Here is an 11,292-nt window from a genome sequence, read left to right on the forward strand (position 1 = left end):
GCGTCAGCGGCGGTGCTGCGAGTCCGCCACCGTGACCTCGACCCGCTGGAACTCCTTGAGCTCGCTGTAGCCGGTCGTCGCCATGGCGCGCTTGAGGGCGCCGAAGAAGTTCATCGAACCGTCCGGGGTGTGCGAAGGCCCGGTGAGGACCTCCTCCGTCGTACCGACGGTCCCGAGGTCGACCTTCTTGCCGCGCGGTACGTCCTCGTGGACGGCCTCCATGCCCCAGTGGTGGCCGCGGCCGGGCGCGTCCGTGGCGCGCGCCAGCGGGGAACCCATCATCACGGCGTCGGCGCCGCAGGCGATGGCCTTCGGCAGGTCGCCGGACCAGCCCACGCCACCGTCGGCGATCACGTGCACGTACCGGCCGCCGGACTCGTCCATGTAGTCGCGGCGGGCGGCGGCCACATCGGCCACGGCGGTCGCCATCGGCACCTGGATGCCCAGCACGTTGCGCGTGGTGTGCGCGGCGCCGCCACCGAAGCCGACGAGCACACCGGCCGCGCCGGTGCGCATCAGGTGCAGCGCGGCGGTGTACGTGGCACAGCCGCCCACGATGACCGGCACGTCCAGCTCGTAGATGAACTGCTTCAGGTTCAGCGGCTCGGCGGCACCGGAGACGTGCTCGGCGGACACAGTGGTCCCCCGGATCACGAAGATGTCGACGCCCGCGTCCACGACGGCCTTGGAGAACTGGGCGGTGCGCTGCGGCGACAACGCGGCGGCGGTGACGACACCGGAGTCGCGCACCTCCTTGATGCGCTGCCCGATCAGCTCCTCCTTGATGGGAGCCTCGTAGATCTCCTGGAGGCGGCGCGTGGCGCTCTGCGTGTCCAGCTCGCCGATCTCGTCGAGCAGCGGCTGCGGGTCCTCGTAGCGGGTCCACAGGCCCTCGAGGTTCAGCACGCCGAGGCCACCGAGCTCCCCGATCCGGATGGCGGTGGCCGGCGAGACGACCGAGTCCATGGGAGCCGCCAGGAACGGCAGCTCAAAACGGTAGGCATCGATCTGCCAGGCGATCGAGACCTCCTTCGGGTCGCGCGTACGACGGCTCGGTACGACGGCGATGTCGTCGAAGGCGTACGCCCGGCGGCCGCGCTTGCCGCGCCCGATCTCGATCTCAGTCACGTGTGTGGCCTTTCCCTCTGCGTTTCAGCGCCTTCCAGTATCCCCGACATACGCGCCAGGGGCGGCCCCGGGAACCCCGGGGCCGCCCCTGGCCCTGTCTTCGACTGTCTGCGGCTACTTGCTACGGCTGTAGTTCGGTGCTTCGACCGTCATCTGGATGTCGTGCGGGTGGCTCTCCTTGAGGCCCGCGGACGTGATCCTCACGAAGCGGCCCTTGGTCTCCATCTCGTCGATGGAGGCGGCGCCCACATAGCCCATCGTCTGGCGCAGACCGCCGACGAGCTGGTGCAGCACGTTGGCCAGCGGGCCGCGGTAGGGCACCTGGCCCTCGATGCCTTCGGGCACGAGCTTGTCGTCGGAGGCGACCTCGGCCTGGAAGTAGCGGTCCTTGGAGTACGACCGGCCCTGCCCACGGGACTGCATCGCCCCGAGGGAGCCCATGCCGCGGTACGACTTGAACTGCTTGCCGTTGATGAACTGCAGCTCGCCCGGGGACTCCTCACAGCCCGCGAGGAGGCTGCCCAGCATGACCGTGTCGGCACCGGCGGCGAGCGCCTTGCCGATGTCGCCGGAGTACTGCAGACCGCCGTCACCGATGACCGGGACGCCGGCGGCACGGGCGGCGAGAGCCGCCTCGTAGATGGCGGTGACCTGCGGGACACCGATACCGGCGACCACGCGCGTGGTGCAGATGGAGCCGGGGCCCACACCGACCTTCACGCCGTCGACACCGGCGTCGATCAGGGCCTGCGCGCCGTCACGCGTCGCGACGTTGCCGCCGATGACGTCGACGCCGACGCTGGACTTGATCTTCGCCATCCAGTTCAGCGCGTTGCTGTTGTGTCCGTGCGACGTGTCGACGATGAGGAAGTCCGCGCCCGCCTCGGCCAGCGCCTGAGCGCGCTCCAGGGCCTCGGGGCTGGCGCCCACCGCGGCACCGACGAGGAGGCGCCCCTCGGCGTCCTTCGCCGCGTTCGGGTACTGCTCGGCCTTCACGAAGTCCTTGACCGTGATAAGGCCCTTGAGGACGCCCGCGTCGTCGACCAGCGGAAGCTTCTCGATCTTGTGGCGGCGCAGCAGCTCCATGGCGTCGACGCCGGAGATGCCGACCTTGCCGGTCACGAGAGGCATCGGCGTCATGACCTCGCGCACCTGCCGGCTGCGGTCGGACTCGAACGCCATGTCGCGGTTGGTGACGATGCCGAGCAGCTTGCCCGCCGGGTCGGTCACCGGGACGCCGCTGATGCGGAACTTCGCACACAGCGCGTCGGCCTCGCCCAGGGTCGCGTCCGGGTGCACGGTGATCGGGTCGGTCACCATGCCGGACTCGGAACGCTTCACGAGGTCGACCTGGTTGACCTGGTCCTCTATCGACAGGTTGCGGTGCAACACGCCGACGCCACCCTGCCGCGCCATGGCGATGGCCATGCGGGACTCGGTGACCTTGTCCATCGCCGCCGACAGCAGCGGAATGTTCACGCGCACGTTGCGGGAGATGCGGGACGAGGTGTCGACCGCGTTCGGGAGGACCTCGGACGCGCCCGGCAACAGCAGCACGTCGTCGTAGGTCAGCCCGAGTGTCGCGAATTTCTCGGGCACTCCGTCGACGTTTGCAGTCATGACACCTTCCCCAAATGGCCTTGATCGGTGCGGATGTCCATGCTAACGGGATCCGGAGGTGTCTCATTCCACGATCAAGATCACCGAGCAGATTTGTACGTTCACACGTGCGCAGACCGCGGCCCGCCCTTGGTGCGCCGCGGCACGCGCGCGTGGCGCGTCTCACTCAACGACTCGGCGCTCGGCTCGACGCTCGGCTCAGTATTCGGCTTGCTCGGCGCTCGGCTCGACGCTCGACAACTGCTCGCCTCGGTGTTCGGCTTGCTCGGCTCGGCCGCTCGGCTCGGCGCTCGACACACTGCTCGCCTCGGTACTCGGCCCGCCCCGGTACTCGGCTTGCTCGGCTCACTGTTCGGCGAGCGCCCGCAGCCGGCTGAGCGCGCGGTGCTGGGCGACGCGGACGGCGCCCGGAGACATGCCGAGCATCTGTCCGGTCTCCTCGGCGGTGAGGCCGACGGCGATACGGAGCAGCAGCAGCTCGCGCTGGTTCTCCGGAAGGTTGGCCAGGAGCTTCTTCGCCCACTCCGCATCGCTGCTGAGCAGGGCCCGCTCCTCCGGTCCGAGCGAGTCGTCGGGCCGCTCCGGCATCTCGTCGGAGGGCACGGCGGTGGAACCGGGATGCCGCATGGCGGCGCGCTGGAGATCCGCGACCTTGTGCGCGGCGATGGCGAAGACGAACGCCTCGAAGGGGCGTCCGGTGTCCTTGTAGCGCGGCAGCGCGAGAAGCACCGCCACACAGACTTCCTGCGCGAGATCCTCCACGAAGTGCCGTGCGTCACCCGGCAGTCGGGTCAGACGGCTGCGGCAGTAGCGGATCGCGAGGGGGTGGACGTGCGCGAGAAGGTCGTGCGTGGCCTGCTCGTCGCCCTCGACGGCGCTGCGGACCAGTGCACCGATGGCTCCTCGGCCGGCTGCCTCGTCGTCGCGCATCGGTCCATGGTGCCTTGGCGGCGTCCGGTCCGTGGCACCGCGTCCGTAGTTGTGCACTGAAGCGTTATGAGCAGGTGCGCCGGAACTCATCTCGTGCGCCCTCCCCTTCCGCTCGGCCGACTCGTCCCTGAGGAACTCCACAACTCAAGGATGCGGCATGTCCGGCGAAACGAGGACCGGCGGCCGTCCGCAGCCCCGTCCGCCCTGGGGCGGACGGGGATCGCTGTGCCCCCGCGGCGGCGCACCGTGCGCCTTAGCGGACCAGGCCCCAGCGGAAGCCGAGCGCCACGGCGTGCGCGCGGTCCGAGGCGCCGAGCTTCTTGAAGAGGCGGCGTGCGTGCGTCTTGACCGTGTCCTCGGAGAGGAAGAGCTCGCGCCCGATCTCCGCGTTGGACCGGCCGTGGCTCATGCCCTCGAGCACCTGGATCTCACGCGCCGTGAGCGTCGGTGCCGCACCCATCTCGGCCGACCGCAGTCTGCGCGGCGCGAGCCGCCAGGTCGGGTCGGCGAGCGCCTGCGTGACCGTGGCACGCAGTTCTGCACGCGAGGCGTCCTTGTGCAGATAGCCGCGGGCACCGGCGGCGACGGCGAGCGCGACACCGTCCAGGTCCTCGGCCACGGTGAGCATGATGATGCGCGCACCGGGATCGGCGGACAGCAGCCGCCGGACCGTCTCGACGCCGCCCAGACCGGGCATGCGTACGTCCATCAGAATCAGGTCCGAGCGGTCGGCGCCCCAGCGGCGCAGGACTTCCTCGCCGTTGGCCGCGGTCGTCACGCGCTCTACGCCGGGGACGGTCGCGACCGCGCGGCGGAGCGCTTCTCGGGCAAGCGGGGAGTCGTCGCAGACGAGGACGGATGTCATGACCGTCCTCCGCAGCTGATGCGCGTCACCTTGGGCCTCCAGGCTGGTACGAATCGTCACCTGTGCGGTCGACGCTCTCGGACAGATGCCCGAGCGCTTGTTCTCTCAACCGCCTCCGCAGTCTCAACGACGGTCACCCGAAAGAGTTACGGGTTCGACGGTCTGCTTCGGCACTCTACGTGAGGGACCGGACACAGAGCAGACGGCGCAAGCGACCCACAAGGTTTCGCCACAAGGCATGCCCCATTTAGCTCTTTTTCTTCACTTTCAGTGGTGTCTGAGGCTAGATTCGCAATGAGTCATATTTTCATCTCCTTAGACAGTAGATGTACGGTTCTTGGGCACCTTCCCGCGTCAGAACGGCTACAAGGGGACACAGCAATGGCAGATTTCTCCCGCCTTCCCGGACCGAACGCAGATCTGTGGGACTGGCAGCTCCTCGCGGCCTGCCGCGGGGTGGACAGCTCGCTCTTCTTCCATCCGGAGGGGGAGCGGGGAGCGGCGCGCAGCGCACGCGAGAACTCGGCCAAAGAGGTCTGCATGAGGTGTCCGGTGCGCGCGGAGTGCGCTGCTCATGCGCTCCAGGTACGCGAGCCGTACGGCGTGTGGGGCGGGCTGACCGAGGACGAGCGCGAGGAGCTCATGGGCCGCGCCCGCAACAGACTCGTCGCCGCCGCACCGGCACCGGCGGGCGGCGCCCCACCCGGGGTGAACAACTGAAGGAACGTTTTTCCAAGGTGGGCACGCAGTGACGTGCCCGTGGGCCCCTATGGGCCCGATCAGCGTGCCGCGGCCCGCGCCAGGTGGTCGAGCGTGGCTGCCACGGCCGGCACCTGGGCCAGGTCGGGCAGTGTGAGAGCGACGATCTCGCGCTGCACAGCCGGCTCCACCGTCACTGTGCGTGCACCCTTGGGGCGTACGGATTCGATGGCGAGCTCCGGCAGGACGGCCACACCGAGGCCGGCGCCGACCAGGCCGATCACCGCCGGATAGTCGTCGGTCGCGAAGTCGATGCGCGGAGTGAATCCCGCGCCCTCGCAGACCTCCACCAACTGTCGGCGACAGCGCGGGCAACCCGCGATCCAGGGCTCGTCGGCCAGCTCACCGATGGAGACCGCTTCCGACTTGGCCAGCCGGTGCCCCTCAGGGACGAGGCCGACGAGCCGGTCGGCCAGCAGCGGACGTACGACGAGGTCGCCCCAGTCCTCCGCGGCCTGCGCCCCTTCGTAACGGAAGGCCAGGGCCACATCGCAGTCCCCCTCACGCAGCATCTCGACCGAGCGCGGCGGCTCCGCCTCCACCAGGGAGACGCGGGTGCCGGGGTGCGCGGCGCGCAGGGCGGCCAGCGCCGTGGGAACGAGCGTGGAGCTGCCGCTGGGGAACGAGACGAGCCGGACACGGCCTGCGCGCAGGCCCGCGATGGCGGCGACCTCTTCCTCCGCCGCGGTCAGTCCGGCCAGGATTCCCGCCGCGTGCCGCACCAGAGCTTCACCCGCCTGGGTGAGTCGCATCTCGCGGCCCGTGCGGATGAGGAGCGGGGTGCCCGCAGAGGATTCGAGGGCCTTCATCTGCTGGCTGACCGCGGGCTGGGTGCAGCCGAGTTCGCGGGCGGCCGCCGAGAAGGAGCCGGTGGCGGCCACGGCGCGCAGGACACGGAGATGACGAGCCTCGATCATTTCTCAAGCATAAGGGAGCCTTGGATGCAACGGGAAAAAATGCGTCGACGCTTTGGCGCCGCGTCGCTTAGCGTGCCGTCATGAAGCTTCTGTCTCTGAATGTGGGTCGCCCCGAGGCCAGTGAGCACACCGACCAGGCCGAAGGCGTGACCGGTATCGACAAGCGGCCGGTTCCGGGCCCTGTCCGGGTGGCGGCGCCCGGGCCCAAGGGGGTCGGCGCCAGCGGTCTCGAAGGGGACGCCGTGTGCGACATGCGCCATCACGGCGGCGACGACCAGGCGGTCTACGCCTTCGCCCGCGAGGACCTCGACGAGTGGCAGGGCACGCTCGGCCACGATCTGCGCAACGGCTCGTTCGGAGAGAACCTCACCACCGAGGGTGTCGACGTGACGGGCGCGAAGATCGGCGAGCGCTGGCGCGTCGGCCCCGACCTGGTCCTCGAGGTCACCTCGGGCCGGATCCCCTGCCGCACGTTCCAGGGTCACCTCGGCGAGAAGGGGTGGGTCAAGCGCTTCACTGCGCGAGCCGCACCTGGCGCGTATCTGCGAGTGATCGAGCCGGGCGCGATCCGGGCGGGCGACACGATCGAGATCGTTCACCGGCCCGACCACGAGGTGACCGTCGCCTTCCAGTTCCGGGCCGTCACCACCGACCGGGACCTGCTCCCGCGGCTGCTCGCCGCGGCGGACGCACTCGCCCCGGAGGCAGTCGAGGCGGCTCGTACGTACGTGGCGAAGTACGGCGGCGGGGACGTGGCGGGCGACGCGGCGTAGGGGTGGAGCGGGCCTGGGCCGCGCGGCGGTGGCGGGCTTGGGCGCGCGGCGCCAGCGGCCTTGGTCCGCGCGCCGGTTGCGCAACTGGTCGCGAGCGCCACGACGGTGGCGACCGAACCGGCCACGAGGAGAACGTGCTTGAAGCGGGACATGCGTCGAGCTTCCCGCCCGACCCAACCTCCACCACATCGGGGACGACTCCCGCAGCGACCCGAACTGACCGCGTATATAGGCGAGTTGGAGATATCGGAAAGCAAAGGGGCGGTGCATGGATGCTCCTTCCCGACACTCCGCACATGTCCGCTTCCGTCCGCTCTCCCACGAGGACAGCGGTGTGATGGGGCAGTTCGTGGTCGTGGACAAGGAACAACGCGCGGGGACTCCCGAGCGTGGTCATGCCCACGGCGGTCACTAGCCTTGCCCCATGACTACCGCTCTGATTACGGGATCCACCTCGGGGATCGGTGCCGCGTTCGCGCGCCGGCTCGCCGCGGACGGCCACGACCTCGTCCTGGTGGCGCGTGACACCAAGCGGCTGCGGGAGCAGGCCACCGAGCTCCACGACCGGCACGGCATCGAGGCCGAGGTGCTCACGGCGGACCTCGCCACCGACGAGGGCATCGGCGCGGTCGAGGCACGGCTGACCGACCGCAAGCGTCCGGTGGACCTGCTGATCAACAACGCGGGCTTCGGCAACAAGGGCCAGTACCTGGAGGTCCCGCTCGCCGACGAGTTGACCATGCTGAAGGTCCACTGCGAGGCGGTCCTGCGGCTCACGTCCGCCGCGGTGGCGCCGATGCGTGAGCGCGGCAGGGGCGGCGTGGTGAACGTGGCGTCGGTAGCGGCGTTCGTGCCGCGCGGGACGTACGGCGCGTCGAAGGCGTGGGTCGTGCAGTTCACGCAGGGCGCGGCGCGGGACCTGGCCGGCAGCGGCGTGCGGCTGATGGCGCTCTGCCCGGGCTTCGTCCGTACGGAGTTCCACGAGCGGGCCGACATGGGCACCGACAACATCCCCAAGTGGATGTGGCTCGACGCCGACAAGCTGGTGGCGGCGGCGCTCGCCGATCTGGCGCGCGGCAAGTCGCTGTCGATCCCGGATCCGCGGTACAAGACGCTGATGGGCGTCGTGAAGCTGGCGCCTCGCGGGCTGCTCGGCGGCGTCACGGCGAAGACGGGGCGCAAGTACGGGCCGCAGTAAGGCGCGGCGAGTCCGGGGCCGAGGCCGGGTCCTGCGGGGCCCCGGTCCCGCCGGAGCCCGGTTCCACCCGGTCCCGGTCCCGCCGGGTCGTTACACGGCGGTGGGAAGATGGAGCTGTCCGGACCTTACGCAGGGGGGCCGGAAGGTGGCGTCATGACGTTCGTGCAACTGATCGACTGCAAGACCAGCCGATTCGACGAGATGAACCAGCTCATGGACACATGGGCGGAGCGGACCAAGGGGAAGCGGACCGCGACGCACAGCGTCGTCGGCAAGGACCGGTCCGACGCGTCGCACTTCATCGAGATCGTGGAGTTCCCGTCGTACGAGGAGGCGATGCGGAACTCGAACCTTCCGGAGACCGACACGATCTTCCGGGAGATGGTCGCCCTCTGCGACGAGATGCCCACCTTCACCGACCTCGAGGTGGTGCGGGACGAGCAGTTGTACGCGGGCAACGCGCGCCGGTTCTTCGAGACGGTCGCCACCGAGGGTGAACTGCCGCCGCTCAACGACCTGCTCGCGGAGGACTACCACGACCACGACCCCGGCAACGTGACGGACACCATCGGTCTCGACGCGATGCGGCGCGAGATCGAGATGTACCGCGGCGGGTTCGACATCGACTTCACCATCGACGACCAGATCACCGAAGGCGACCGCGTGTGCACGCGGTGGACCTTCAAGGGCGACCACAACGGCGACTTCATGGGAATTCCGGCGACGGGCAAGCAGGTCACGATGACCGGCGCGACCATCTTCCGGTTCCAGGAGGACGGGAAGATCGTCGAGGGCTGGTGGCACGAGGACCGACTGGGGCTGATGGCCCAGCTCGGCGCGCTCGATCAGCTCGAGTCCTGACCGCTCGGGCCCGGACCCGGCGCCGCACACGCCGAGGCCCGGCCCCGCGAAGAACGCGGAACCGGGCCTCGTACGAACAGACGCCAGTTGGACTGGCCCTGCATCAGTGGCTCAGTGCACTAGTGGGAGTGGCCGTGCCCGTGGCCGCCGGCCTCGGACTCCTCCTCCGCCGGCTTCTCGACGACCAGGGTCTCGGTCGTGAGCAGCAGCGAAGCGATGGACGCGGCGTTCTCCAGGGCGGAGCGGGTGACCTTGACCGGGTCGATGACGCCGGCCTTGACCAGGTCGCCGTACTCGCCGGTCGCGGCGTTGAAGCCCTGGCCCTTGTCGAGCTCGGCGACCTTCGAGGTGATGACGTAGCCCTCGAGGCCGGCGTTCTCGGCGATCCAGCGCAGCGGCTCGACGGCGGCGCGGCGCACGACCGCGACACCGGTGGCCTCGTCGCCGGTCTTGTCGAGGTTGCCCTCGAGGATCTTGACGGCGTGCACCAGAGCGGAGCCACCACCGGAGACGATGCCCTCCTCGACCGCGGCGCGGGTCGCGGAGATGGCGTCCTCCAGACGGTGCTTCTTCTCCTTGAGCTCCACCTCGGTGGCGGCGCCGACCTTGATCACGCACACGCCGCCGGCGAGCTTCGCGAGGCGCTCCTGGAGCTTCTCGCGGTCCCAGTCGGAGTCCGTGTTCTCGATCTCGGCCTTGATCTGGTTGATGCGGCCCTCGACGTCGGCCTTGACGCCGCCACCGTCGACGATCGTGGTGTCGTCCTTGGTGATGGTCACGCGGCGGGCGGTGCCGAGCACGTCCAGACCGGCCTGGTCGAGCTTGAGGCCGACCTCCTCGGCGATGACGGTGGCACCGGTGAGGGTGGCCATGTCGCCGAGCATCGCCTTGCGGCGGTCACCGAAGCCGGGCGCCTTGACGGCGACGGCGTTGAACGTGCCGCGGATCTTGTTCACGACCAGGGTCGACAGGGCCTCGCCCTCGACGTCCTCGGCGATGATCAGGAGCGGCTTGGAGCCACCGGCCTGGATGACCTTCTCGAGCAGCGGCAGCATGTCCTGGATGGAGGAGATCTTGCCCTGGTTGATCAGGATGTACGGGTCCTCGAGCACGGCCTCCATGCGCTCCTGGTCCGTCACGAAGTACGGAGACAGGTAGCCCTTGTCGAACGCCATGCCCTCGGTGAAGTCCAGCTCCAGACCGAAGGTGTTGGACTCCTCGACGGTGATGACACCGTCCTTGCCGACCTTGTCCATCGCCTCGGCGATGAGCTCGCCGACCTGCGAGTCCTGGGCGGACAGACCGGCGACGGCGGCGATGTCGGCCTTGTCCTCGATCGGACGGGCAGTCGCGAGGAGCTCCTCGGACACGGCCTTGACCGCGGCGTCGATGCCCTTCTTCAGGGCGGCCGGGGAGGCGCCGGCGGCGACGTTGCGCAGGCCTTCCTTGACCAGGGCCTGGGCGAGCACGGTGGCGGTGGTGGTGCCGTCACCCGCGATGTCGTTGGTCTTGGTCGCCACCTCCTTCACCAGCTGCGCGCCGAGGTTCTCGTACGGGTCGTCGAGCTCGACCTCGCGGGCGATCGTGACACCGTCGTTGGTGATGGTGGGAGCGCCGAACTTCTTGTCGATGACGACGTTGCGGCCCTTGGGGCCGATCGTCACCTTGACCGTGTCGGCAAGCTTGTTGACGCCGCGCTCGAGGGCGCGACGGGCGTCCTCGTCGAACTTCAGGATCTTCGCCATGGAGCTGTTAGTCCTCTCGAACGAACTGCGCCCCCGACGCCCGGCATGCTGAGAAGAGTCGCAGCTGAGTAGCGGGGTGCCAGGGGCGCAGAACTAAAACAGTGGGTGAATTACTTCTCGACGATCGCGAGCACGTCGCGAGCCGAGAGGACGAGGTACTCCTCGCCGTTGTACTTCACCTCGGTGCCGCCGTACTTGCTGTACAGCACGATGTCGCCGGTCTGCACGTCGAGCGGCAGGCGCTCGCCGTTCTCGAAGCGACCCGGGCCCACGGCGAGGACGACGCCCTCCTGGGGCTTCTCCTTCGCAGTGTCCGGGATGACCAGGCCAGAGGCGGTGGTCTGCTCGGCGTCGAGCGGCTGGACCACAATGCGGTCCTCGAGCGGCTTGATGGCAACCTTGGAGCTGGTGGTCGTCACGATCCGACCTCCCCCTTCGGAGATCACGGGGTTAACTGTCTGAGGTGGCGACCAGGTGGATCCGTCGTCGCGGGTGC

At 69.2% G+C, this 11,292-nt stretch carries 12 protein-coding genes; 5 read left to right on the forward strand and 7 right to left on the reverse strand.

Features of this window, described 5'->3' with window-relative positions; genetic code table 11:
• Nucleotides 1-3: 3 nt before the first annotated feature.
• From ACWFR4_RS28145 to ACWFR4_RS28160, 4 genes are all read right to left on the reverse strand, one after another.
• Nucleotides 4-1,128: a GuaB3 family IMP dehydrogenase-related protein gene (locus ACWFR4_RS28145; protein WP_453655127.1), complete on the reverse strand. Its 1,125-nt coding sequence runs from the start codon at nt 1,126-1,128 to the stop codon at nt 4-6.
• 114 nt (nt 1,129-1,242) lie between these two features.
• Nucleotides 1,243-2,748: an IMP dehydrogenase gene (guaB, locus tag ACWFR4_RS28150; protein ID WP_453460576.1), complete on the reverse strand. Its 1,506-nt coding sequence runs from the start codon at nt 2,746-2,748 to the stop codon at nt 1,243-1,245.
• Nucleotides 2,749-3,093: 345 nt separating this feature from the next.
• Complete coding sequence (locus tag ACWFR4_RS28155) at nt 3,094-3,678, reverse strand: sigma-70 family RNA polymerase sigma factor (protein WP_384678322.1); 585 nt, start codon at nt 3,676-3,678, stop codon at nt 3,094-3,096.
• 253 nt (nt 3,679-3,931) lie between these two features.
• Nucleotides 3,932-4,543 (reverse strand): response regulator transcription factor, encoded by a 612-nt coding sequence (locus ACWFR4_RS28160; protein ID WP_003948568.1) that lies wholly within the window; start codon nt 4,541-4,543, stop codon nt 3,932-3,934.
• A 381-nt stretch (nt 4,544-4,924) separates the two neighbouring features.
• On the opposite strand from ACWFR4_RS28160, the gene ACWFR4_RS28165 reads away from it, so the two are divergent.
• The gene (locus ACWFR4_RS28165) at nt 4,925-5,263 is read left to right on the forward strand and encodes a WhiB family transcriptional regulator (protein ID WP_266561100.1); all 339 of its coding nucleotides are present in this window, start codon (nt 4,925-4,927) and stop codon (nt 5,261-5,263) included.
• Nucleotides 5,264-5,322: 59 nt separating this feature from the next.
• Here ACWFR4_RS28165 and ACWFR4_RS28170 read toward each other — a convergent pair whose 3' ends face one another.
• Nucleotides 5,323-6,219: a LysR family transcriptional regulator gene (locus ACWFR4_RS28170; RefSeq protein WP_453655131.1), complete on the reverse strand. Its 897-nt coding sequence runs from the start codon at nt 6,217-6,219 to the stop codon at nt 5,323-5,325.
• Nucleotides 6,220-6,299: 80 nt separating this feature from the next.
• Between ACWFR4_RS28170 and ACWFR4_RS28175 the strand changes: the two genes are divergently transcribed.
• From ACWFR4_RS28175 to ACWFR4_RS28190, 4 genes are all read left to right on the forward strand, one after another.
• On the forward strand, nt 6,300-6,992 hold the full coding sequence (locus ACWFR4_RS28175; protein WP_453460582.1) for an MOSC domain-containing protein: 693 nt from the start codon (nt 6,300-6,302) through the stop codon (nt 6,990-6,992).
• Between the two features lie 268 nt (nt 6,993-7,260).
• Nucleotides 7,261-7,407: a hypothetical protein gene (locus tag ACWFR4_RS28180; RefSeq protein ID WP_453655133.1), complete on the forward strand. Its 147-nt coding sequence runs from the start codon at nt 7,261-7,263 to the stop codon at nt 7,405-7,407.
• A gap of 9 nt (nt 7,408-7,416) precedes the next feature.
• Nucleotides 7,417-8,190, forward strand: a complete 774-nt coding sequence (locus ACWFR4_RS28185) for an SDR family NAD(P)-dependent oxidoreductase (RefSeq protein WP_266561105.1) — start codon at nt 7,417-7,419, stop codon at nt 8,188-8,190.
• A gap of 153 nt (nt 8,191-8,343) precedes the next feature.
• Nucleotides 8,344-9,051 carry an ester cyclase gene (locus tag ACWFR4_RS28190; RefSeq protein ID WP_453460584.1) on the forward strand — a complete coding sequence of 236 codons (708 nt, stop codon included), beginning with the start codon at nt 8,344-8,346 and terminating at the stop codon, nt 9,049-9,051.
• A gap of 119 nt (nt 9,052-9,170) precedes the next feature.
• Here the strand turns inward: ACWFR4_RS28190 and groL are convergent, their stop codons facing one another.
• Entirely contained in the window at nt 9,171-10,796 is a 1,626-nt protein-coding gene (gene groL / locus ACWFR4_RS28195) for a chaperonin GroEL (RefSeq protein WP_453655135.1), read from the reverse strand.
• A 110-nt stretch (nt 10,797-10,906) separates the two neighbouring features.
• The gene (groES, locus tag ACWFR4_RS28200; RefSeq protein WP_073810087.1) at nt 10,907-11,215 is read right to left on the reverse strand and encodes a co-chaperone GroES; all 309 of its coding nucleotides are present in this window, start codon (nt 11,213-11,215) and stop codon (nt 10,907-10,909) included.
• Between the last annotated feature and the right edge of the window lie 77 nt (nt 11,216-11,292).

The organism is Streptomyces sp. NPDC055140 (assembly GCF_053607285.1).

Excerpts from the sequence above, each read along its gene's own strand:
- guaB (WP_453460576.1), bottom strand. The coding sequence starts at position 2,748 with ATGACTGCAAACGTCGACGGAGTGCCCGAGAAATTCGCGACACTCGGG.
- ACWFR4_RS28155 (WP_384678322.1), bottom strand. The coding sequence starts at position 3,678 with ATGCGCGACGACGAGGCAGCCGGCCGAGGAGCCATCGGTGCACTGGTC.
- ACWFR4_RS28160 (WP_003948568.1), bottom strand. The coding sequence starts at position 4,543 with ATGACATCCGTCCTCGTCTGCGACGACTCCCCGCTTGCCCGAGAAGCG.
- ACWFR4_RS28165 (WP_266561100.1), top strand. The coding sequence starts at position 4,925 with ATGGCAGATTTCTCCCGCCTTCCCGGACCGAACGCAGATCTGTGGGAC.
- ACWFR4_RS28170 (WP_453655131.1), bottom strand. The coding sequence starts at position 6,219 with ATGATCGAGGCTCGTCATCTCCGTGTCCTGCGCGCCGTGGCCGCCACC.
- ACWFR4_RS28175 (WP_453460582.1), top strand. The coding sequence starts at position 6,300 with ATGAAGCTTCTGTCTCTGAATGTGGGTCGCCCCGAGGCCAGTGAGCAC.
- ACWFR4_RS28180 (WP_453655133.1), top strand. The coding sequence starts at position 7,261 with ATGGATGCTCCTTCCCGACACTCCGCACATGTCCGCTTCCGTCCGCTC.
- ACWFR4_RS28185 (WP_266561105.1), top strand. The coding sequence starts at position 7,417 with ATGACTACCGCTCTGATTACGGGATCCACCTCGGGGATCGGTGCCGCG.
- ACWFR4_RS28190 (WP_453460584.1), top strand. The coding sequence starts at position 8,344 with ATGACGTTCGTGCAACTGATCGACTGCAAGACCAGCCGATTCGACGAG.
- groL (WP_453655135.1), bottom strand. The coding sequence starts at position 10,796 with ATGGCGAAGATCCTGAAGTTCGACGAGGACGCCCGTCGCGCCCTCGAG.